This is a genomic window from Pseudomonas cavernicola, from assembly GCF_003596405.1.
Taxonomy (GTDB): domain Bacteria; phylum Pseudomonadota; class Gammaproteobacteria; order Pseudomonadales; family Pseudomonadaceae; genus Aquipseudomonas; species Aquipseudomonas cavernicola.
On record NZ_QYUR01000002.1, the window covers coordinates 65,873 to 86,623 of the forward strand.

Annotated in this window: 21 protein-coding genes; 5 read left to right on the top strand and 16 right to left on the bottom strand. The window is 59.6% G+C overall.

The genetic code is table 11. The features are described 5' to 3' along the window. Window positions 1–171: 171 nt before the first annotated feature. Window positions 172–564 (bottom strand): 30S ribosomal protein S9, encoded by a 393-nt coding sequence (gene rpsI, locus D3879_RS00640; RefSeq protein ID WP_119952215.1) that lies wholly within the window; start codon window positions 562–564, stop codon window positions 172–174. A 14-nt stretch (window positions 565–578) separates the two neighbouring features. After that, window positions 579–1,007, bottom strand: a complete 429-nt coding sequence (rplM, locus tag D3879_RS00645; RefSeq protein WP_119952216.1) for a 50S ribosomal protein L13 — start codon at window positions 1,005–1,007, stop codon at window positions 579–581. Between the two features lie 235 nt (window positions 1,008–1,242). Here rplM and D3879_RS00650 point away from each other — a divergent pair, with 235 nt between their 5' ends. Further along, the gene (locus D3879_RS00650; RefSeq protein ID WP_119952217.1) at window positions 1,243–2,280 is read left to right on the top strand and encodes an NADP(H)-dependent aldo-keto reductase; all 1,038 of its coding nucleotides are present in this window, start codon (window positions 1,243–1,245) and stop codon (window positions 2,278–2,280) included. Window positions 2,281–2,437: 157 nt separating this feature from the next. Here the strand turns inward: D3879_RS00650 and D3879_RS00655 are convergent, their stop codons facing one another. Continuing rightward, window positions 2,438–3,574: an acyl-CoA dehydrogenase family protein gene (locus D3879_RS00655; RefSeq protein WP_119952218.1), complete on the bottom strand. Its 1,137-nt coding sequence runs from the start codon at window positions 3,572–3,574 to the stop codon at window positions 2,438–2,440. A gap of 249 nt (window positions 3,575–3,823) precedes the next feature. On the opposite strand from D3879_RS00655, the gene D3879_RS00660 reads away from it, so the two are divergent. Next, window positions 3,824–4,729 (top strand): GlxA family transcriptional regulator, encoded by a 906-nt coding sequence (locus D3879_RS00660; protein ID WP_177412409.1) that lies wholly within the window; start codon window positions 3,824–3,826, stop codon window positions 4,727–4,729. A gap of 88 nt (window positions 4,730–4,817) precedes the next feature. After that, a complete protein-coding gene (locus D3879_RS00665) occupies window positions 4,818–5,783 on the top strand; it encodes a hypothetical protein (RefSeq protein ID WP_119952220.1) in 966 nt (321 codons plus the stop codon). A gap of 56 nt (window positions 5,784–5,839) precedes the next feature. On the opposite strand, the gene zapE is transcribed toward D3879_RS00665, so the two are convergent. The 3 genes from zapE to D3879_RS00680 form a co-directional block, all read right to left on the bottom strand. Further along, entirely contained in the window at window positions 5,840–6,934 is a 1,095-nt protein-coding gene (zapE, locus tag D3879_RS00670) for a cell division protein ZapE (protein ID WP_119952221.1), read from the bottom strand. Between the two features lie 183 nt (window positions 6,935–7,117). Beyond that, a complete protein-coding gene (locus D3879_RS00675) occupies window positions 7,118–8,464 on the bottom strand; it encodes a tryptophan--tRNA ligase (RefSeq protein ID WP_119952222.1) in 1,347 nt (448 codons plus the stop codon). Window positions 8,465–8,488: 24 nt separating this feature from the next. After that, window positions 8,489–9,124, bottom strand: a complete 636-nt coding sequence (locus tag D3879_RS00680) for an alpha/beta hydrolase (RefSeq protein WP_119952223.1) — start codon at window positions 9,122–9,124, stop codon at window positions 8,489–8,491. Between the two features lie 127 nt (window positions 9,125–9,251). Here D3879_RS00680 and D3879_RS00685 point away from each other — a divergent pair, with 127 nt between their 5' ends. Further along, window positions 9,252–9,686, top strand: coding sequence for a Z-ring associated ZapG family protein (locus tag D3879_RS00685; RefSeq protein ID WP_119952224.1), 435 nt, complete (start codon window positions 9,252–9,254; stop codon window positions 9,684–9,686). A gap of 91 nt (window positions 9,687–9,777) precedes the next feature. On the opposite strand, the gene cysN is transcribed toward D3879_RS00685, so the two are convergent. From cysN to D3879_RS00700, 3 genes are all read right to left on the bottom strand, one after another. Continuing rightward, window positions 9,778–11,676, bottom strand: coding sequence for a sulfate adenylyltransferase subunit CysN (gene cysN, locus D3879_RS00690; protein WP_119952225.1), 1,899 nt, complete (start codon window positions 11,674–11,676; stop codon window positions 9,778–9,780). A gap of 1 nt (window position 11,677) precedes the next feature. Further along, the gene (cysD, locus tag D3879_RS00695; RefSeq protein WP_119952226.1) at window positions 11,678–12,595 is read right to left on the bottom strand and encodes a sulfate adenylyltransferase subunit CysD; all 918 of its coding nucleotides are present in this window, start codon (window positions 12,593–12,595) and stop codon (window positions 11,678–11,680) included. Window positions 12,596–12,729: 134 nt separating this feature from the next. Beyond that, on the bottom strand, window positions 12,730–13,488 hold the full coding sequence (locus D3879_RS00700; RefSeq protein ID WP_119952227.1) for a Nif3-like dinuclear metal center hexameric protein: 759 nt from the start codon (window positions 13,486–13,488) through the stop codon (window positions 12,730–12,732). Window positions 13,489–13,600: 112 nt separating this feature from the next. Here D3879_RS00700 and algW point away from each other — a divergent pair, with 112 nt between their 5' ends. Beyond that, window positions 13,601–14,755, top strand: coding sequence for a Do family serine endopeptidase AlgW (algW, locus tag D3879_RS00705; protein ID WP_119952228.1), 1,155 nt, complete (start codon window positions 13,601–13,603; stop codon window positions 14,753–14,755). A gap of 47 nt (window positions 14,756–14,802) precedes the next feature. On the opposite strand, the gene hisC is transcribed toward algW, so the two are convergent. From hisC to D3879_RS00740, 7 genes are all read right to left on the bottom strand, one after another. Then, window positions 14,803–15,861, bottom strand: a complete 1,059-nt coding sequence (gene hisC / locus D3879_RS00710; RefSeq protein WP_119952229.1) for a histidinol-phosphate transaminase — start codon at window positions 15,859–15,861, stop codon at window positions 14,803–14,805. Between the two features lie 3 nt (window positions 15,862–15,864). Next, window positions 15,865–17,193 (bottom strand): histidinol dehydrogenase, encoded by a 1,329-nt coding sequence (gene hisD / locus D3879_RS00715; protein ID WP_119952230.1) that lies wholly within the window; start codon window positions 17,191–17,193, stop codon window positions 15,865–15,867. A 174-nt stretch (window positions 17,194–17,367) separates the two neighbouring features. Further along, window positions 17,368–17,994: an ATP phosphoribosyltransferase gene (gene hisG / locus D3879_RS00720; protein ID WP_119952231.1), complete on the bottom strand. Its 627-nt coding sequence runs from the start codon at window positions 17,992–17,994 to the stop codon at window positions 17,368–17,370. 155 nt (window positions 17,995–18,149) lie between these two features. Next, on the bottom strand, window positions 18,150–19,415 hold the full coding sequence (murA, locus tag D3879_RS00725) for a UDP-N-acetylglucosamine 1-carboxyvinyltransferase (protein ID WP_119952232.1): 1,266 nt from the start codon (window positions 19,413–19,415) through the stop codon (window positions 18,150–18,152). A gap of 22 nt (window positions 19,416–19,437) precedes the next feature. After that, window positions 19,438–19,677, bottom strand: a complete 240-nt coding sequence (locus D3879_RS00730; protein WP_119952233.1) for a BolA family protein — start codon at window positions 19,675–19,677, stop codon at window positions 19,438–19,440. Between the two features lie 109 nt (window positions 19,678–19,786). Then, window positions 19,787–20,095, bottom strand: coding sequence for an STAS domain-containing protein (locus D3879_RS00735; RefSeq protein WP_119952234.1), 309 nt, complete (start codon window positions 20,093–20,095; stop codon window positions 19,787–19,789). Beyond that, the gene (locus tag D3879_RS00740; protein ID WP_119952235.1) at window positions 20,088–20,741 is read right to left on the bottom strand and encodes an MlaC/ttg2D family ABC transporter substrate-binding protein; all 654 of its coding nucleotides are present in this window, start codon (window positions 20,739–20,741) and stop codon (window positions 20,088–20,090) included. The genes D3879_RS00735 and D3879_RS00740 overlap by 8 nt, the downstream gene beginning before the upstream one ends. Window positions 20,742–20,751 lie beyond the last annotated feature (10 nt).

A 20,751-nucleotide genomic window follows, 5' to 3' on the forward strand; every position in this document is an offset into this window, starting at 1 on the left:
TGGTAAAGAAAAGCCCCATTTCTGACAAGGCAATTACTGGATACAAAATGGCTGAAACCCTTGTCGGACGCGGCATTTACCGGTGCGGCAAGTTGTCGCAACCCTAACAATCGCCCATAAAAAACGCCCAGCTCCGTAAGGAAACTGGGCGCTTTTGAACGCAGGTGCGAATTAACGCTTCGAGTACTGCGGACGCTTACGCGCTTTACGCAGACCGACTTTCTTACGCTCAACTTCACGAGCATCACGAGTAACGAAACCAGCTTTACGCAAAGCAGGACGCAGAGTTTCGTCGTAGTCCATCAGGGCGCGAGTGATGCCATGCCGAATGGCGCCAGCTTGACCGCTAACACCACCACCGAGAACGGTAACGTAGATGTCGAATTTCTCGACAGTCTCAGTCAACTCCAGCGGCTGGCGAACTACCATGCGGGCAGTTTCGCGACCGAAGAAGTTGTCCAGGGTGCGGTTGTTGATGGAAATCTTGCCAGTACCTGCACGCAGGAAAACGCGAGCGGTTGCAGTCTTGCGACGGCCAGTGCCGTAATTTTGAGTCGCCGACATAGTGAACTATTCCGTTAAAACTTCAGTTCTTGGGGCTGCTGAGCAGTGTGTGGGTGCACAGCACCCTTGTACACTTTCAACTTACGGTACATGTCGCGACCCAGCGGGTTCTTCGGCAGCATGCCTTTAACCGCGGTCTCGAGCACACGCTCAGGCGCCTTGGCGATCAGCTTTTCGAAGTTGATCGACTTGATGCCGCCCGGAAAACCGGAGTGAGAGTAGTACATTTTGTCAGTAGTCTTAGCACCGGTCACACGCACCTGCTCGGCATTGATAACGACGATGTAGTCACCGGTATCAACGTGCGGGGTGTATTCGGCTTTATGCTTGCCACGCAGACGGCTAGCGATTTCTGTGGCCAGACGACCCAGAGTCTGACCTGCAGCGTCGACGACAAACCAGTCGCGCTTAACAGTTTCCGGTTTAGCAGTAAAAGTTTTCATTCTTTAATAGCCTCAGGGGCCGCCCTGAAATGAGACGGCGGATCTTACTGAATAGTGCGTACTTTGACAAGTCAAAGACAGCCAGAGACGGACGCTATCGGGGGCTCGGGTCATCACGTCCGTACGGCCAGTTCGGCAGGCTAGGCATCCCCCACCGAAAACAGCTGCGGAATTATGCCGATTGCGCGGAAAATTTCAACCTGATTTGATGCCACTTTTGCGCGAGGAGATATTTATGGAGTTTCGCAAGCTTGGCCGTACCGACCTGAAAGTGAGTGCTTTGTGCCTGGGCAGCATGACCTGGGGTGAGCAAAACAGCCAAGCCGAAGCCTTCGCCCAGATGGATCTCGCACGCGCCGCCGGCATCAACTTTATCGACACCGCCGAGATGTACCCCGTACCACCGCGCGCCGAAACCTACAGCAGCACCGAGCAAATCATCGGCAATTACTTCAAAATCCGCGGCGACCGCACCAACTGGATTCTGGCCAGCAAGATCGCCGGCCCTGGCAACAGCATCAGTCATATCCGCGATGGCCAGCTCAAGCACAACCACACACATATAGTCGCCGCACTGGACTCCAGCCTAAAACGCTTGCAGACCGACTGGATCGACCTCTACCAACTGCATTGGCCGGAGCGCAGCACTAACTTCTTCGGCCAACTCGGCTACCAGCACAAAGAAGAAGACTTCACGCCACTGGAAGAAACCCTAGAAGTACTGGCAGAACAGGTAAAGGCCGGCAAGATTCGCCATATTGGCCTGTCCAACGAGACGCCCTGGGGCACCATGAAATACCTGCAGCTGGCGGAGAGCCAAGGCTGGCCGCGGGCAGTGTCGATCCAGAACCCTTACAACCTCCTGAATAGAACCTTCGAAGTCGGCCTCGCCGAGGTCGCCCTGCGCGAGCAATGCGGCCTGCTGGCCTATTCGCCCATGGCATTCGGCATGCTCTCCGGCAAATACGAGGGCGGCGCTCGCCCGGCGAATGCACGTATCAGCCTGTTCAGCCGATTCACTCGCTATACCAACCCGCAAGCCGTGGCTGCCTGCTCGCGCTACGTCGCCCTGGCCCACGAGCATGGCTTGGATCCAGCTCAAATGGCTCTCTCCTTTGTCAGCGCCCAGCCCTTCGTGACCAGCAACATCATTGGCGCGACGACCATCGAGCAGTTGCAAAGCAACCTGATCAGCACTGAACTCAAGTTAAGCAATGAGGTACTCGCCGGGATCGAGGCGATCCACAGGGCACAACCCAACCCCGCGCCCTAGCCTCGTACCCAGAATAAAAAACCCGGCCGAACAGGCCGTGTGAAAACTATTCGAGCGCCAAGCGCTGATCAATTAATGATCAAATCTGGCACTCCCTTGCTCTTTTTGAGCTGGAGTTTTCACAGCCTGCGAAGCCGGGCTTTCCCCTCTGCGCGCCTTACAACGAGCGAGCGATGATTTCCTTCATGATTTCGTTGGTGCCAGCATAGATCCGCTGCACCCGCGCATCCGCCCAGGCCCGCGCCACCGGATATTCCCACATATAACCGTAGCCACCGTGCAGCTGCACACACTCATCCAAGACCTTGCACTGCAGATCGGTCGTCCAGTATTTGCACATCGCAGCGGTCGGCACATCGAGCTTACCTTGCAGGTGCTGCTCGAGACAGCGATCGACGAAAACCCGCCCGATTTGTACCTCAGTGGCGATTTCCGCCAACTTGAAACGGGTGTTCTGGAAGTCACTAATGGCTTTGCCGAAGGCTTTACGCTCACGGGTGTAGTCTAGCGTCCACTGCAACGCGGCCTCGGCCGAGGCCAGGGCGCCGAGGGCCACCGTCAAACGCTCCTGCGGTAGCTCCTGCATCAGATAAGCGAAGCCCATGCCCGCCTGACCCAGCAGATTCGCCTTTGGCACCCGCACATCCTGGAAGAACAACTCGGAGGTGTCTTGCGCCTTCATGCCGACCTTTTCCAGGCGCTTGCCCTTGGCGAAGCCTGGAGTACCCGCCTCCACCAGGAACAGACTGGTGCCCTTGGCACCGGCCTTGGGATCGGTCTTGGCGACCACAATTACCAGATCGGCCAGATAGCCATTGGTGATAAAGGTCTTCGAACCATTGATCACATACTCATCGCCATCCAACACGGCAGTGGTCTTCACGCCTTGCAGGTCAGAGCCCGCCCCCGGCTCGGTCATGGCGATGGCCGTGACCATCTCGCCGGAAACCAGCTTCGGCAGGTACTTATGCTTCAGCTCTTCAGAGCCGTAATGCAGGATGTACGGCGCGACGATGTCCGAGTGAAGGGAGAAACCGATGCCACTCAACCCCAGTCGACTGATTTCCTCGATCACCACCGCACTATAGAGAAAGTCCGCATCCATGCCGCCATACTCCTCCGGAATATGCGAACAGAGCATCCCGGCTGCACCGCCCTTATTCCACAGCTGACGGTCGACATGCCCATCCTTTTCCCACTGATGATGGAAAGGCACCGCCTCCTGCTCAAGGAACTTACGGACGCTGTCGCGAAAGAGCTCATGGTCAGAGCCGAATAGAGTTCTTGGAATCATGGTTGCACCTGCAGGGAGACGTCTAACGCCAGTATTGGCAGACGCAAACTGTAGGGCAGTCAAACGTCCGGACACACTGGACACATGCGACAAAAAATAAGACGATCCAGCCAGACATTGACCACTTTCCCCTGATAAGAACAACAAACCATGCTTACCGCGCAGTCCGCCCCCCTGAAACGAGTCAGCATTCTCGCCACTGAAGGCGTGTTCGCCTCCACCTTGATGCAGGCAAAAGACTTCTTCCACATGGCCAGCCTACGCTACGGCAGACAACAGGGGCTGGGCCTGACACCTGCGTTCGAGATTCGACTGGTCAGCCCCGACGGCCAGCCGGTACGTAGTTTCAGCGATGTCATCATGCCCGTGGATGGCGCGCTGGAGCCGGCCGACGTAATCATTCTCCCCGCCTGCTGGGGCGACTTCGATGCTCTCTGCAGCCGCCATCCGCAAGTCCTGAGCTGGCTTCGTAGCCAACACGCCGCCGGCACCGTGCTCTGCGGCGAAGCCATGGGCGTGTTCTGGATCGCCCAAGCTGGCCTGCTCGACGGCAAAGAAGCAACCACCTACTGGCGCTTCTTCCGCGAGTTCGCCGAGCGCTTCCCCAAGGTGCTACTGAATCAGGAAAAGCACCTGTCAGATGCCGACAACCTTTACTGCGCCGGCGGCACCACCTCCGCCTGCGACCTGTACATTTACCTGATCGAGCGCTTTTGCGGCGCAAGCGTCGCGCAGGGCGTGGCCCGCGACATCCTCTATGAAGTGCAACGCAACTACACGCCTGGGCGGATTGGCTTCGGCGGCCAGAAGCTGCACCAGGACGTGACCATCCTACAAATCCAGCAGTGGCTGGAAGAACACTTCGCCGATAAGTTTCGCTTTGAGGATGTGGCGCGCGAGCACGGCATGAGCATTCGCAACTTTATGCGACGCTTCCAGGCCGCCACTGGCGACAAACCGCTGCATTACCTGCAACGGTTACGGATCGAAACAGCCAAAGGCCTGCTCAGCGCCACTCGCAAGAGCATCAAAACCATCAGTTACGAGGTCGGCTACGACGACGCCAGCTTCTTTGCCCGGCTGTTCCGTCAGCACACAGAACTGTCGCCCAACCAATACCGTCGCCAGTTCCAGCACAAGGACAGCCATTCCTAGGATGGGGGTTGGTCGCCAGCCTCCGCGACCTATGATCGGTGCATCCCGTTGCGGGAACCTTTAGTCATAACAAAAACAGGTCATTGCCATGCGCCGCTATCTACTTGCCTTCCTCGCCATCTGCAGCCTCAGTGCTGTGGCGGACGACAACTGGAAACCCTTCCCCTACGAGCAAAGCGCCTTCGACTACTCGGGCGACAAACTGCGCCAAGCCTGGCCGCAGCTGACCCGTGGTTTTGGGGCCAACTATCCGTTCCCGGACGCCGACTGGGTGGTGACCATGGCCACCACCTATCCGAAAGCACTGGAGATGACCGTAACTGGCAACACCGGCTTCACCGGCAAACCGGAAGAGGCCGAGATTTATGCCAGCAAGCTGCAAGAAGTTTGGCGCCTGATGTTCCGCGGTGATTTTGCCGAAGCGAAAAAACAGGGTCTGGCGCTCGGCGTCGGCGGGCAAATCCCAGCGATGTTTGCCCAAGTGGTTTACGCCACGTTCCTGGTGCCAAACCAGGAGGAGAAACACCATCTACTGGAAGAAGTGATCGACTACACCGACAAAGCCGGCAGCCTGGTACAGGCCGACACTGTCGCCATGTTCGGCCGCATCTATGCCAAGGCGCGCCTAGGCGAAGAACTGCCGGTTCCGGTGGTGCTGAAACGCGGCTACACCAGCCAGATTCCCAAGGAGCTGGATGCCCTACTGGCCAAGCAGCCGCAACAACCCTTCGCCCTCGCCCTGTATGGCGGCTATGAAGCCGGGGTGATCCGCAAGGTCGGCAAACTGGTGGGCAAGATGACTTACGGGGTCAGCGCAGACAAAATGGAAACCTACTTCGCCCGCTCCTTCAAAGGGTCCGACAACCTACCGATCGGTCACTACGAATACGCCAACGCACTGAGCTACGTGTATGGCGACGATGAGGAGCAGAAGGCCATCGAGCACCTCAAACGTGCCGTGGCGATCAAGCCGATCAATGCCATGGAAGCGCTGGAAATAGCGCACGCCAAGCAACTACTGAAGCAATACGAACAGAAGCTCGCGCAAAACTAAACCCTACCGAAACAAAAAAGGCTGCCAATTGGCAGCCTTTTTTATCAGCACGCACCTTAGGGTTTGTGCGCCCGCGAGAGGAACTCGTGGGACTGCATTTCCAACAGGCGACTAAGAGTGCGCTGGAACTCGAAGTTCAGCCGGCCGCCGCTGTACAGATCCTTCAACTCGACTTCAGCCGAGAGGATCAGCTTGACGTTGCGGTCGTAGAACTCATCGACCAGGTTGATGAAGCGCCGCGCCAGGTCATCCTCGTTCACGCCCATCTGCTCGACGTTGGAGATCAGCACCGCGTGGAAAATCTTCGCCAGTTCGATGTAGTCGTTCTGGCTCCGTGGGCCATCGCACAGCTCGCGGAAGTCGAACCAGGCGACGTCCTCGCACACCTTGCGCGAGCGGATTTCCCGGTTTTCGATCATCAGCACTTCATTCAGCTGGACCTGCACGCAGTCCGGCACCAAGCTGACAAAGCTCTTGTTCAGGCTGAGCTCGGCGCCCTCGTTGAGCGGCCAATAGTACAACTCAGCCTGTTCAAGGGCGCGCAGACGGTAGTCGACGCCGCTGTCGACGTTGACGATGGTGGTGTGCTCTTTCAGCAGGGCAATCGCCGGCAGGAAGCGCGCGCGCTGCAGACCATCCTTGTACAGACCGTCCGGCACGATATTCGAGGTCGCCACCAAGCTGACACCGTTCTTGAACAGTTCATCGAGCAAGGTCGCCAGGATCATCGCGTCGGTGATATCGGAGACGAAGAATTCGTCGAAGCAGATCACCCGCGTTTCCGCAGCAAAGCGCTTGGCGATCAGCGGCAACGGGTTTTTCTCCCCGCTCAGGGTGGTCAGCTCTTCATGCACGCGCTTCATAAAGCGGTGGAAGTGCGTGCGAGTTTTCTGTTTGAACGGCAATGCATCGAAGAAGGTATCGACCAGATAGGTCTTGCCGCGGCCGACACCGCCCCAGAAATACAGCCCCTTTACCGGCCCCTGCGACTTCTTGCCAAGCAGCTTGCCGAATAATCCTGGCTTGCTCTTCTCGCTGGCAACCAGGTCGTCGTAGAGCCGCTGCAGATGGCGCACGGCCGTTTCCTGCGCCGCATCATGGAAGAAGTCGGGACGCTTCAGGTCCGCCTGGTATCGCTCGAGGGGAGTCATAATCGGTAGCTAGGCAACAAAAAACGGGGTCGCCACTTTAGCGGCGACCCCGTTGCTTGGCAATCGGGGCGCGTCTGCAGACCCACACCCTCCGACCGTAGGCTGGTGTGGAGCGAAGCGAAACCCAGCGCTTTTGAGATCAGCGTATCGCTGGGTTTCGGCAAAAATCCGCCTCTACCCAGCCTACGCGATCGGCGCCAGAGCCTCGCGCAGACGCTGCATAGCGGCCTCGCAAGCAGTGGAGTCGGCAAACACCGGGCTTTCGCCGATGTTTTCACCGTCCAGCCAGAGAGTGAAACCTTCGCCCTGCACACGCAGATCCAGCGCGCTTCCGTCCTGCAAGCGCTTGCTGACCTGCCCTGCCGATTTGCCATCGGCAAAGCGCTTGGAGAGCAGCAATTGTTCTCCATCGGCGGCCAACAAGCGGAAGCGGAAGCCCCCATCGTCATCACGGAAGCTGACGAAGTGAGCACCTTTAGCGGCTTTCTTCTTGCTGCCTTCACTGACCTGCAAGTCGCTGCGGAAGGAGCGCAGGCCAACGGCTTCACGCAACTCGCCGAGAAATGGGGTGGCCGTCTTGCGTGCCTTCGCGGCACCGGCAAGGAGGATGTCTTCCAGGTCGGCCGGCCTTTCGATCAGCGCGTGGTAACGCTCGCGCGCCTCGCCCAGTTCATTGTCGAGCAGTTGGAACAGGCGCTGTTTGGCTTCTCCCCAGGCCAGACCGCCGAGCAGCTCGGCACGGAACTCAGCCTGCTGCGCTGGAGTGGCGAAAGCCTGATAGAGGGTGAACAGGTGCGAGTTATCTGGATCTTTCGCCTCACCCGGCGCACGGGAGTCGGTGATGATGCGCGAGATCGCATCCTTCAACTGCTTGGCGCTGCCAAACAACGGGATGGTGTTGTCGTAGCTTTTCGACATCTTGCGCCCGTCGAGGCCCGGCAGGGTGGCCACGCTTTCCTCGATCAAGGCTTGCGGCATGACGAAGAACTCTTTGCCTTGGCCGAACAGATGATTGAAGCGCTGGCCGATATCGCGGGCCATTTCCACGTGCTGGATCTGATCACGACCGACCGGCACCTTATGTGCGTTGAACATCAGGATGTCCGCGGCCATCAGCACCGGGTAGCTGTAGAGGCCCATGCTCACGCCCGCATCCGGGTCTTCGCCGGTTTCGATGTTCTTATCCACCGAGGCCTTGTAGGCATGCGCACGATTGAGCAGGCCCTTGGCCGTCACGCAGGTCAGCAGCCAGGTCAGCTCGGGGACTTCCGGGATGTCGGACTGGCGGTAGAAGGTCACCCGCTCGGTATCCAGACCACAGGCCAGCCAAGTGGCGGCGATCTCAAGACGCGAGCGCTGGATGCGCAGCGGCTCGTCGCACTTGATCAGCGCGTGGTAGTCGGCGAGGAAATAGAAGGAGTCCACATCGGCGGCACGGCTGGCGACGATCGCCGGGCGGATGGCCCCCGCATAGTTACCGAGGTGTGGCGTGCCGGTGGTGGTGATACCGGTCAGGATACGAGTGGTCATGGGTTATCGCTTATCAGGCTGCAGTCAGTTCGAAAGACGCGGCAAGATCAGATCCTTCAGTTCAGTCAGCTTGCCGTGAAAAAAGTGCCCGCATTCTGCCACTTTCAGCAGCTCATGGGCACGTTCCAGGGATTCGGACCAAGCGAATACCGCTGCCGGGCTGATCACTTCGTCGTTTTCCGGCTGAATTACCGTCAAAGTGCACTGCTGGGGAAAGGCATCATCAGCGCCGAGTCGTGTTACCGCGGGGGCCACCATGAACAGCTTTTCCAGCTCAACGTCCTTGGCCTCAAGACGCGCAGCCAGAGATGCCGCGACGTAGCCGCCAAAGGAAAAACCGAACACACTCAGCGGCAGCTCTGGATGCTGGGCCAGCAGCCAATTCGCGGCGGCCTCGGCATCATCGACTTCACCGGTCGCCATATCGTGCGCGCCGGCGCTCGCGCCGACACCTCGATAGTTGAAACGCAAGGTAGCGAAACCCGCATCGCGAGCGGTGCGTTGCAAGGTAGAGACCACCTTGTTCAGCATCGTGCCGCCCTGTACCGGGTTGGGATGGCAAATCAGCGCCAGGCCACGGGCTTCGGGCAGGTCAAGATAAAGCGCTTCCAGTTGGCCACTGGGGCCAGCGAGCAATAGAGAAACTTCACGAGTGGACAACGGGGAACTCCGTGACCCCGGACAGGGTCGACACGTCTTGGTTAAGCACAACACGGCATGCGTCGCGCTATACAGCGCAGGTTAGAGCCGTTAACGTAAAGCAAAGCCGTTTATAGAGGAAGGACTCGTGGAACAGACGCTCTTGGCCTGGTTACTACCAGCACTCGCCCTGCTCGCTGGCATCACCATCGGTTTCCTGGTGGCTCGGCTGGTTCCCAATGCCGCGCCCAGCCGCACACAGCGGCAACTGGATGAAATCCAGGAACGCTTCGACAGTTATCAAAGCGAGGTCGTGACTCACTTCAACACCACCGCCAACCTGGTGAAGAAACTCACTCAGAGTTATCAGGAAGTGCAGGAACACCTGTCGGAGGGCGCAAACCGTCTGGCCCTCGACGAGTTGACGCGCCAGCGCCTGCTCGCAGCCCTGCACAGCGACGAGCAGCCGGGCTCGCGCGAACGCCTGACCCCACCGAAAAGCGCCGAAGTCCCGAAAGACTACGCGCCCAAGGCGGCCGACGCTCCGGGCACGCTAGACGCGACCTTCGGCTTGAAGAAGTAAGTCGCAGCCGACATCACCAAAACGATGACCCTGCTGGTCAGTCCAGCAATAAAAAGCCCCGCCTGAGCGGGGCTTTTTATTGGGCGGGCGATTAGATCGCGCCGCGACTGCGCAACAGGTCGAGCACCAGTTTGACGCCCTCGTCCAGCGAAACGCTCTGCGTATCGACTACCAGGTCGGCATTCAGCGGCACATCGTAAGGAAAGGACTCGCCGGGAATGTTGTCGCCAGCGGCGGCATACAGGCCTTGCGGGTCACGCTCACGACACGCCTGCGGCGAGGCCTGCACATAAACGGTGATCAAGCGCTCAGCGCCGATCAGCGCCTTGGCCTGTTCGCGACCTTCCGCATCCGGCGCCACGAACGCCGCCAGGGTAAGCAAGCCGGCCTCGTTGAACTGCCGCGCCACATGGGCAGCACGCCGCCAGTTCTCGGTACGCCCGGCGCGATCCTGCGGCAAGCCTTTGTTCAGATCGTGGCGCAGATTCTGGCCATCCAGCACATAAACCGCGCGGCCCATATCGAACAGCTTGCGCTCTACGGCGTAGGCCAAGGTGCTCTTGCCAGCGCCAGACAGGCCACTGAACAGCACGGTAGCCGGCTGTTGGCCGAAGCGTGCGGCGCGCTCTTCGGTGGCCACATGTGCCAGCTTGCCGTGATGGCTGCTGCCTTGAATATTCAGCGGCTCGGCGATGATCATGCCGGCGCCGACGGTGCCGTTAGTCAGACGGTCGACGATGATGAACGCGCCCGTGGTGCGGTTGCGCTCGTAGCCATCGAGGGCGATCGGCGCATCCAGGCTGACCTTGACCTTGGCGATCTCGTTCAGCTGCAGGCTGCTCGCCGCTCCCTCTTCCAGGGTGTTCACATCGACCTTGTGGACGATGCTGGCAATCGAGCCCGGCACGTAGCTGGTGGCGCGTTTGATGTCGTACTTCTTGCCCGGCAGCATCGGCTCTTCCGCCATCCACACCAGCATGGCCTCGAAGCTATCGGTGACCCGCGGTTGGTTATCGGCATGCACCAACAGGTCGCCACGGGAGATGTCGATTTCGTCTTCCATGGTCAGGGTCACAGCCTGACCGGGACCGGCCTGTTCCAGCTCGCCCTCGAAAGTGACGATGGACTTGACCCGACTGCTCTTGCCCGACGGCAGCACAACGACTTCGTCGCCCTTGTGCACGATGCCGCTGGCCAGGGTACCGGCGAAGCCACGGAAGTTCAGGTTCGGACGGTTGACGTACTGCACCGGGAAACGCATGTCGGTGAAGTTGCGATCACCGGCGACTTCCACGGTTTCGAGAATTTCCATCAGCGACTGGCCGGTGTACCACGGCGAGCGTTCGCTTTTGTTGACTACGTTATCGCCCTTCAGCGCCGACATCGGCACAAAGTGGAGCGTGGTCGGGTTGAGCTTGATGCGGTCGGCGAACTGCAGGTAGTCGGCTTTGATCGCCTCGAAAACGCCCTGATCGAAATCCTTCAGGTCCATTTTGTTGATCGCCACGACTATGTGCTTGATGCCGAGCAAGGAGGCGATATAGCTGTGACGACGAGTCTGGGTCTGCACGCCGTAGCGCGCATCGACGAGGATGATCGCCAGGTCGCAGGTCGAGGCGCCGGTCGCCATGTTGCGCGTGTACTGCTCATGGCCAGGGGTATCGGCGATGATGAACTTACGCTTGGCGGTGGAGAAATAGCGGTAGGCCACATCGATGGTGATGCCCTGCTCCCGCTCGGCCTGCAGGCCGTCGACCAACAGCGCCAGGTCGATATCGTCACCGGTGGTGCCGACTTTCTTCGAGTCGCGGGTGATGGCTTCCAGGTGGTCTTCGTAGATCATCTTGGAGTCGTGCAGCAGGCGCCCGATCAGGGTGCTCTTACCATCGTCGACGTTGCCGCAGGTGAGGAAGCGCAGCAGCTCTTTACGTTCGTGCTGGGCCAGGTAGGCGAGGATGTCCTCGCTGATCAAATCGGACTGGTGCGACATCTTAAAAGTACCCCTGACGTTTCTTGTCTTCCATCGAACCCGCTTGGTCGTGATCGATCACGCGACCTTGGCGCTCGGATGTTCGGGTCAGGAGCATTTCCTGGATGATGTCAGTCAGGGTGGTGGCTTCGGACTCCACCGCGCCGGTCAGCGGGTAGCAGCCGAGGGTGCGGAAGCGCACTTTCTTCTTCACGATGCGGGCTTTGTCCTCGTCACTCAGGTGCTCGAGGATGCGCTCGTCGTCGATCATGATCAGCGTGCCGTTCTTCTCGATCACGTCGCGCTCGGCGGCGAAGTACAGCGGCACGATGGGGATGCCTTCGAGGTAGATGTATTGCCAGATGTCCAGCTCCGTCCAGTTGGACAGCGGGAACACCCGAATCGACTCACCCTTGTTGACTTTGCCGTTATAGACGTTCCACAGCTCGGGGCGCTGGTTCTTTGGGTCCCAACGATGCTTGCTGTCACGGAAGGAATACACGCGTTCCTTGGCGCGCGACTTCTCTTCATCACGGCGAGCACCACCAAAGGCAGCATCGAAGCCGTACTTATCCAGAGCCTGCTTGAGGCCCTCGGTTTTCATGATGTCGGTGTGCTTGGCACTGCCATGGGTGAAGGGGTTGATGCCCTGCGCCACGCCTTCCGGGTTGACGTGTACCAGCAGGTCCAGGCCCAGCTCTGCGACCATCTTGTCGCGGAACGAGTACATCTCCTGGAACTTCCACTGGGTATCCACGTGCATGACCGGGAACGGTAGCTTGCCGGGAAAGAACGCCTTGCGTGCAAGGTGCAGCATGACGGCGGAATCTTTACCGATGGAGTACAGCATCACCGGGTTGTCGAACTCGGCGGCTACCTCGCGGATGATGTGGATGCTTTCCGCCTCCAGCTGTTTCAGATGCGTCAATTTATCGAGCATGGCTACTCACGGCTTTCTCTCTGGGGAGAGCTTATTGGACGGCCTACGGGCCGTGGACGAAGGGCGCACTTTAGCACAGCACCCTATTCTAATCAGGCGTCCACTTAGACCTAAACGATCTAGTTATATGCCGCCTAAACGGGGTTCGGGCAGTCGATAAACAGGTGCTCAAGAGCAAAGCGCCGCGCCAGATAATCGCCCAACGCTTGCACGCCGTAACGCTCAGTCGCGTGGTGGCCAGCGGCGATAAAGCTGATGCCATTTTCCCGCGCGCTATGCACCGTTTGCTCCGACGCCTCACCGGTCAGATAGAGATCCACGCCTGCCGCGATGGCCTGATCGATATAACCCTGGCCACCACCCGTGCACCAACCGATCCGGCGGATCATCTGCGGCCCTTCCACCAGCAACGGCTCGCGCCCGAGCACTTCCTGTACGCGGCGGGCAAAATCGCGTGCCGTCAGGGGTTCCGCCAGAGAACCGACCAACCCCACGGTGCGCGGATTTTCCGGCTCCAGCGGCCCCTCGACAATGATCTCCAACTGCCGTGCCAACTGCACGTTGTTGCCTACCTCCGGATGCACATCCAGCGGCAGGTGGTAGGCCAGCAGGCTGATGTCATTGCTCAGCAAGGTTTTCAGCCGGCGCTGCTTCATACCGGTCACACAAGGATTCTCGCCCTTCCAGAAATAACCGTGATGCACCAACACTACGTCGGCCTCGGCCTCGACCGCCGCGTCCAGCAGCGCCTGGCTGGCCGTCACCCCACTGACGATGCGCCGCACCTGCGGCCGCCCCTCGACCTGCAGGCCATTCGGACAGTAATCACTGATACGCGCCGCATTTAGATAGCGCTCGGCTTCCCCCACCAAAGTGCTCAGTGCAATGGCCATAAGAATTCCTCTGTCGAGCTGTTGCAGGCCGCTCCTTTAATTGACGAACGGCCTCTATAATGGCGCCACCTTAAGGGCCTCTCTGTGCCCTCGCAACCCTCGGGATTTTTCGATGTTCAAGGCCCTGCGTTTCCTCGGCTGGCCCCTGCTAGCCGGCGTGCTCCTAGCACTGCTGATTATTCAGTACTACCCACAATGGGTCGGCTTGCCGCGCCAGGATGTAAACATGCAGCAGGCCCCACGCTACGGCCTCGTCGAGCAGGGCCCGGTTTCTTATGCCGACGCGGTGAGCATCGCGGCCCCCGCAGTGGCCAACCTCTATACCACCAAGATCGTCAGCAAACCGGCTAACTCGCTGTTTGAAGACCCGCAGTTCCGTCGTTTCTTCGGCGACAACCTGCCCAAACAACGGCGCATGGAGTCCAGCCTGGGCTCGGCAGTGATCATGAGCTCAGAAGGCTACCTGCTGACCAACAACCACGTCACCGCTGGCGCCGACCAGATTGTCGTGGCGCTGAAAGATGGCCGCGAAACCCTGGCGCGAGTGATCGGCAGCGACCCGGAAACCGACCTGGCGGTGCTGAAAATCGACCTGAAGAAACTGCCCGCCATCACCCTCGGCCGCTCGGACAACATCAGCATCGGCGATGTGGCGCTGGCGATCGGCAACCCGTTCGGCGTGGGCCAGACTGTAACCATGGGCATCATCAGCGCCACCGGGCGTAATCAGCTCGGCCTGAATACCTACGAAGACTTCATCCAGACCGACGCCGCGATCAACCCCGGCAACTCCGGCGGCGCGCTGGTCGATGCCCAGGGCAACCTGATCGGCATCAATACCGCGATCTTGTCTAAATCCAACGGCTCACAAGGCATCGGCTTCGCGATTCCGACCAAGCTGGCGCTGGAGGTGATGAAAGCCATCATCGAGCACGGCCAGGTGATCCGCGGCTGGCTTGGTATCGAGGTCCAGCCGCTGACGCCTGAACTGGCCGAGTCCTTTGGCCTGGAAGGTCGCCCTGGCATTGTCGTTGCCGGTATTTATCGCGATGGCCCAGCACAGAAAGCCGGACTGCAACCTGGTGACCTGATCCTCAGCATCGACGGAGAACCGGCCAGCGATGGCCGCCGCTCGATGAACCAAGTCGCACGCGCCAAGCCGGGCGAAAAGACCAGCATCGAAGTGATGCGTAACGGCAAGCCGCTTGAGCTAACGGCCGAAATCGGTCTGCGCCCACCACCGGCCACTAACGGCTCGAGCAAGTAACACAAAAACGGCGCCTTCGGACGCCGTTTTTTTACTACGGACATGACCTAGCCCAGATAAACCTTCAGCGCCTCGACCAGCGCCCGGCTCTGCTCCGGGGTGCCGATGCTGATGCGCAGGAACTGGGCGATGCGCGCCTGCTTGAAGTGCCGCACGATCACGCCCTGCTCGCGCAGACTGGCGGCCAGCGTTGCCGCATCCTTCTGCGGGTGGCGGACAAAGACGAAGTTAGCGGCCGACGGCAGCACGTCAAAACCCAGGTCGTTCAACTCGGCAACCAGCTGTTCGCGGCTGTCGATTACCGCCTGGCAAGTCTGCTGGAAGTAGGCTTTGTCCTCGAAGGCCGCGGCCGCCCCCACAATCGCCATGCGATCCAGCGGATAAGAGTTGAAGCTGTTCTTGATCCGCTCCAGCGCCTCGATCAAATCCGGGTGACCGACCGCCAGACCAACCCGTAGTCCGGCCAGCGAGCGGGATTTGGACAGGGTCTGGGTGACCAGCAGGTTCGGATAACGATCGACCAGCGTGATCGCGGTCTCGCCGCCGAAATCGACATAGGCCTCATCCACCACCACCACCGAATCAGGATTGCTCTTCAGCAACTGCTCGATGGCATCCAGAGCCAGCAAGCAACCGGTCGGCGCATTCGGGTTGGGGAAAATGATCCCGCCATTGGGCTTGGCGTAATCCGCTACGCGAATCTGGAACTGCTCATCCAGCGGCACCGCTTCGAACGGAATGCCGTACAGGCCGCAGTAGACCGGATAGAAGCTGTAGGTGATATCTGGGAACAACAGCGGTTTGCCATGCTGGAACAGACCGTGGAAGGCGTGCGCCAGCACTTCGTCCGAGCCGTTGCCGAGAAACACCTGCGCCGGCTGCACACCGTAATAGTCGGCGATGGCCTGCTTCAGGCGCTCACCGTTCGGGTCAGGGTAAAGCCGCAGGTTGTCATTCAACTCCGTCTGCATCGCCGCCAGGGCTTTGGGCGAAGGACCGTAGGGGTTTTCGTTGGTATTCAGCTTGACCAGCTTGGCCAACTTCGGTTGTTCGCCCGGCACATAAGGCACCAGGTCTTTAACGAAGGGGCTCCAGAATTTGCTCATGGTTCACTCACCCTTCGATTGATTAGAAGCAATGCGGTATTCAGCGCTGCGGGCGTGGGCGGTCAGCGACTCGCCGCGAGCTAGCACGGAAGCGGTTTTGCCCAGTTCCGAGGCCCCCTCAGCCGAGCAATAGATGATCGACGAACGCTTCTGGAAGTCGTACACCCCCAGCGGCGAAGAGAAACGCGCGGTGCCGGAGGTGGGTAATACGTGGTTCGGCCCGGCGCAGTAGTCGCCCAAGGCCTCGGCGGTGTAGCGGCCCATGAAGATCGCACCGGCGTGGCGAATCTGCGGCAACCATGCCTCTGGATCAGCGACCGACAACTCTAAGTGCTCAGGCGCGATGCGATTGGCGACTTCGATGGCTTGCTGCATGTCGCGCACCTGGATCAGTGCGCCGCGGCCTTCGATCGAGGTGCGGATGATCTCGGCACGCTCCATGCTCGGCAGCAGCTTGGCGATGCTGGCGGCAACCTTATCGAGGAACGCTGCATCCGGGCTGAGCAGAATCGCCTGGGCGTCTTCGTCGTGCTCGGCCTGGGAGAACAGATCCATGGCGATCCAGTCCGGATCGGTCTGACCATCACAGACCACCAGGATTTCCGAAGGGCCGGCGATCATGTCGATCCCCACCTTGCCGAACACGTGGCGCTTGGCGGTCGCTACATAAATATTGCCAGGACCGACGATCTTATCCACCGGCGGCACGCTCTCGGTGCCATAGGCCAGCGCCGCCACCGCTTGCGCCCCACCGATGGTGAACACCCGGTCGACACCGGCAATGCAGGCCGCCGCCAGGACGATTTCATTGATTTCGCCACGCGGGGTCGGCACCACCATGACCACTTCCGGTACGCCGGCAACCTTGGCCGGGATGGCGTTCATCAACACCGAGGACGGATAGGAGGCCTTGCCTCCCGGCACATACAGACCCGCCCGATCCAACGGCGTGACCTTCTGCCCAAGCACCGTGCCATCGGCTTCGGTATAGCTCCAGGAGTCTTGCTTTTGCTTCTCGTGGTAACTGCGCACGCGCTCGGCGGCGACTTCCAGCGCCTGGCGCTGCGCCGGGGTGATGCGGGTCAGCGCCAGTTCCAAACGCTCGCGCGGCAGGATCAGATCCGCCATGCAGGCGACGCTGAGGCCGTCGAAGCGCTGGGTGTACTCCACCAGCGCCGCATCGCCGCGCTCACGCACGGCGGCGATAATCTCCAGCACACGCTGATTGACCGACTCGTCGGACACGCTTTCCCAGCTCAGCAGATGATCCAGATGACGAGCAAAGTCCGGGTCAGCAGCGTTGAGTCGGCGGATAGCAGTGGAAGCGGTCATAGCGGGCCTCATTGAATGGCAATTGCTCGGGCGTCGCTAAGGCTACCAAAGCCTGCCGTGGCGACGCCCGAGAGAATTGGCTATGGCACGGATAGGCAGGTGCGGCGTGGAACCGCACGGGGTATTAGCGTCGGTGGCCGAACCAGGCCGTGGCCTCGCTGCCAACCCTGACGGTCATTTGGACTCTACCGCCTCACGCAGGGTATCGATCAGCGCCTGAATGCGGGCGTGCTGCATCTTCATCGAGGCCTTGTTTACGATCAGCCGCGAACTGACGTGAGCGATCAGCTCCTGAGCTTCCAGGCCGTTGGCTCGCAAGGTATTACCGGTGTCGACCACATCGATGATCTTGTCCGCCAAACCCACCAGCGGCGCCAACTCCATCGAGCCGTACAGCTTGATCACTTCGACCTGACGACCTTGCTCTGCGTAGTAACGCTTGGCGACGTTGACGAACTTGGTCGCTACGCGCAAGCGCCCTTTCGGCTCGGGCACGCCTACCGCACCGGCGGTCATCAGCTTGCACTTGGCAATCTGCAGATCCAGCGGTTCGTACAAACCTTGGCCGCCGTATTCCATCAGCACATCCTTGCCGGCCACACCGAGATCGGCGGCGCCATGCTCGACATAAGTCGGCACGTCAGTGGCACGCACGATCAGCAGGCGCACATCTTCCTGCGTGGTCGGAATGATCAGCTTACGGCTTTTGTCCGGATTCTCGGTCGGCACAATGCCCGCTTTCGCGAGAAGCGGCAGGGTGTCGTCAAGAATGCGGCCTTTGGATAGGGCGATGGTCAGCATGAAACACAGTGTCCTTAGAAACTCGCCCCATCAAGGGCTATGCACAACTACAACAGCCAGACCTGATCGTAGGTTGGTGCTGAACGTAGCGAAGCCCAACACTGTGCAGCCATCTATGAGCGCAGGTTGGGCTTGGGCTTTGTTGCAGCGCCGCCCTAGCCGGGTACGCGACGAATCTTCGCGCCGAGCAACTGCAGTTTTTCTTCGATGCACTCGTAACCACGGTCGATGTGGTAGATGCGGTCGATCAGCGTGTCACCGTCCGCCACCAAGGCGGAAATAACCAGGCTGGCAGAGGCACGCAGATCCGTCGCCATCACCGGAGCGCCCTTCAAGGCCTGCGTACCCGTGACGATGGCCGTGTTGCCTTCAACCTGGATCAACGCACCCATGCGAGTCATTTCATAGACGTGCATAAAGCGGTTTTCGAATACGGTTTCGATCACTGTGCCGGTCCCTTCGGCGATCGCATTCAACGCGATGAATTGCGCCTGCATATCGGTCGGGAACGCCGGATATGGCGCGGTACGAAGGTTCACCGCCTTCGGCCGCTTACCTTTCATGTCCAATTCGATCCAGTCAGGACCGGTGGTGATTTCGGCGCCAGCTTCCTGCAGCTTCGACAGCACCGCTTCAAGAATGCTCGGATCGGTGTCTTTCAGCTTGACCCGGCCGCCCGTCGCAGCCGCAGCAACCAGATAGGTGCCGGTTTCGATACGATCAGGCATCACGTTGTAACGCGCGCCGCCCAAACGCTTAACCCCATCGATGATGATGGTGTCAGTCCCGGCGCCCTGAATCTGCGCGCCCATGGCGATCAGGCAGTTGGCCAGATCGACCACTTCCGGCTCGCGGGCGGCGTTTTCCAGCACGCTGCGGCCGTTGGCCAGAGAGGCGGCCATCATGATGTTTTCGGTACCGGTTACGCTGACCGTATCAAAGAAGAAGTGCGCGCCACGCAGGCCGCCCTCTGGCGCCTTGGCCTTGATATAGCCACCTTCCACGTCGATCTGCGCGCCCATGGCTTCAAGGCCGCGGATGTGCAGGTCAACCGGACGCGAGCCAATGGCACAACCGCCTGGCAGCGCGACTTCGGCCTCACCAAAGCGCGCGACCATGGGGCCGAGCACCAGGATCGAGGCGCGCATGGTTTTCACCAGCTCGTATGGCGCAATCAGGGTCTTGATGGTGCGCGGATCGATTTCCACGCTGAGTTTTTCGTCGATCACCGGTTCGATGCCCATGCGCCCGAACAGCTCGATCATGGTGGTGATGTCGTGCAGGTGCGGCAGGTTGCACACAGTGACCGGCGCATCGGCCAGCAGGGTCGCGGCCAGGATCGGCAGGGCAGAGTTCTTCGCCCCGGAGATGCGGATTTCGCCATTCAGGCGAACGCCACCGGTAATAATCAATTTATCCATAGGAGTCTCGTCGCCCGTGGGCTTAGGAACGCTCGGCCCAAGTGGCGCGGCTGAAGAATTTCATGGTGACTGCGTGGATGCTGCCATCAGCGATCCAGGCATTCAGGTGGGCATAGATCTGCTGTTGACGCTTAACCGGACTCATACCAGCCAACTCGTCACTGATCAGATTCAGCTGGAAGTTACAGCCTTCGCCTTCCACTTCGACCTGAGTGTCCGACAGCTTTGCCTCTAGGAGGTTTTTTACTTCTACGGCCTGCATGCTTAACCTCAATCGGCGCCCTACGCGCGCGGGTCGGCCATCATACAAAAAAGCCCCCGCCTGCGAACCCCGCATTGCGGAACACTGACGGAGGGCCTTGTGTGCTAGCTCAAGCGTCCAGCAGTAACAGCTCGGTCAACCCTGATACCTGTGCAATCTGGTGCATTTCGATCGGCAGTGCGCGCACCGTCATGGTTTTGCCGGCCGACTGGGCAACTCGCATGAAGGCCAGCAACAGTGACAGACCGACACTACTCGAGTGCACCACCGCCGAGCAGTCCAACACCAGCGCCGCAGGCTTAGCGGCACGGATCAAGCGCTCACCCTCGGTCCGCAAAAGCGGCCCAGAGCGAAAGTCGAGCACACCCGCCAGTTGCAGCACACCGTCCGCCTCCTGGCGAATAGCGGCATCACTCATGACCAGCAGCCTTCTGACCGGCATCGGTGCTTTTCGCGTTAGCCACCACTTGCGCCCAACCGTTGATGGTCTTGTCGAGATCGTTGCCATTTCTCTGCATGGCATCCGCGAACTGATCACGGAACAGCTTGCCGATATTGATGCCGTTGATGGTGACGTTACGCAACATCCATTCACCATTGACCTTCGTCATGGTGTAACTCACCGGGTAGACCGTGCCCTTACTGTCGCGCACCTCCATGTTCACACTGGTGCGATCGGGGTCGGACTGCTTGCCGGAAGGCGGCAGGACACGAATATCCTGATTGTTGTACTCCAGCAAGGCATTGCCATAGAACTGCATCAGACTGCGCTTGAAGTTATCCTGAAAACGCTTCAACTGCTCAGGAGTCGCACCGCGCGAGTATTTGACCGTCATGATGCTGCGCGAAATGCCATCCGCATCCACCACCGGTCCGATAATGCGGTTCAAGGAGTCATAGAACGCACTTGGGTTGCTGCGGTATTGCTCTTTATTGACCTTCAGGTCACTCAACAGCTCATCCGTAGTCTGCTGCACCAGCTCCTGCGCCGAAGGCGCGGCCAGGGCAAACAAGGGAAAAGCCGCCAGCAGAACCAGCAGGCCGCGACGTAGAGCGCTAACCATAGTCAAACTC

Bases quoted from the DNA above. Each gene is read 5' to 3' on its own strand.
- rpsI (WP_119952215.1), bottom strand. From the start codon at position 564: ATGTCGGCGACTCAAAATTACGGCACTGGCCGTCGCAAGACTGCAACC.
- rplM (WP_119952216.1), bottom strand. From the start codon at position 1,007: ATGAAAACTTTTACTGCTAAACCGGAAACTGTTAAGCGCGACTGGTTT.
- D3879_RS00650 (WP_119952217.1), top strand. From the start codon at position 1,243: ATGGAGTTTCGCAAGCTTGGCCGTACCGACCTGAAAGTGAGTGCTTTG.
- D3879_RS00655 (WP_119952218.1), bottom strand. From the start codon at position 3,574: ATGATTCCAAGAACTCTATTCGGCTCTGACCATGAGCTCTTTCGCGAC.
- D3879_RS00660 (WP_177412409.1), top strand. From the start codon at position 3,824: ATGGCCAGCCTACGCTACGGCAGACAACAGGGGCTGGGCCTGACACCT.
- D3879_RS00665 (WP_119952220.1), top strand. From the start codon at position 4,818: ATGCGCCGCTATCTACTTGCCTTCCTCGCCATCTGCAGCCTCAGTGCT.
- zapE (WP_119952221.1), bottom strand. From the start codon at position 6,934: ATGACTCCCCTCGAGCGATACCAGGCGGACCTGAAGCGTCCCGACTTC.
- D3879_RS00675 (WP_119952222.1), bottom strand. From the start codon at position 8,464: ATGACCACTCGTATCCTGACCGGTATCACCACCACCGGCACGCCACAC.
- cysN (WP_119952225.1), bottom strand. From the start codon at position 11,676: ATGTCGCACCAGTCCGATTTGATCAGCGAGGACATCCTCGCCTACCTG.
- cysD (WP_119952226.1), bottom strand. From the start codon at position 12,595: ATGCTCGATAAATTGACGCATCTGAAACAGCTGGAGGCGGAAAGCATC.
- D3879_RS00700 (WP_119952227.1), bottom strand. From the start codon at position 13,488: ATGGCCATTGCACTGAGCACTTTGGTGGGGGAAGCCGAGCGCTATCTA.
- algW (WP_119952228.1), top strand. From the start codon at position 13,601: ATGTTCAAGGCCCTGCGTTTCCTCGGCTGGCCCCTGCTAGCCGGCGTG.
- hisC (WP_119952229.1), bottom strand. From the start codon at position 15,861: ATGAGCAAATTCTGGAGCCCCTTCGTTAAAGACCTGGTGCCTTATGTG.
- hisD (WP_119952230.1), bottom strand. From the start codon at position 17,193: ATGACCGCTTCCACTGCTATCCGCCGACTCAACGCTGCTGACCCGGAC.
- hisG (WP_119952231.1), bottom strand. From the start codon at position 17,994: ATGCTGACCATCGCCCTATCCAAAGGCCGCATTCTTGACGACACCCTG.
- murA (WP_119952232.1), bottom strand. From the start codon at position 19,415: ATGGATAAATTGATTATTACCGGTGGCGTTCGCCTGAATGGCGAAATC.
- D3879_RS00730 (WP_119952233.1), bottom strand. From the start codon at position 19,677: ATGCAGGCCGTAGAAGTAAAAAACCTCCTAGAGGCAAAGCTGTCGGAC.
- D3879_RS00735 (WP_119952234.1), bottom strand. From the start codon at position 20,095: ATGAGTGATGCCGCTATTCGCCAGGAGGCGGACGGTGTGCTGCAACTG.
- D3879_RS00740 (WP_119952235.1), bottom strand. From the start codon at position 20,741: ATGGTTAGCGCTCTACGTCGCGGCCTGCTGGTTCTGCTGGCGGCTTTT.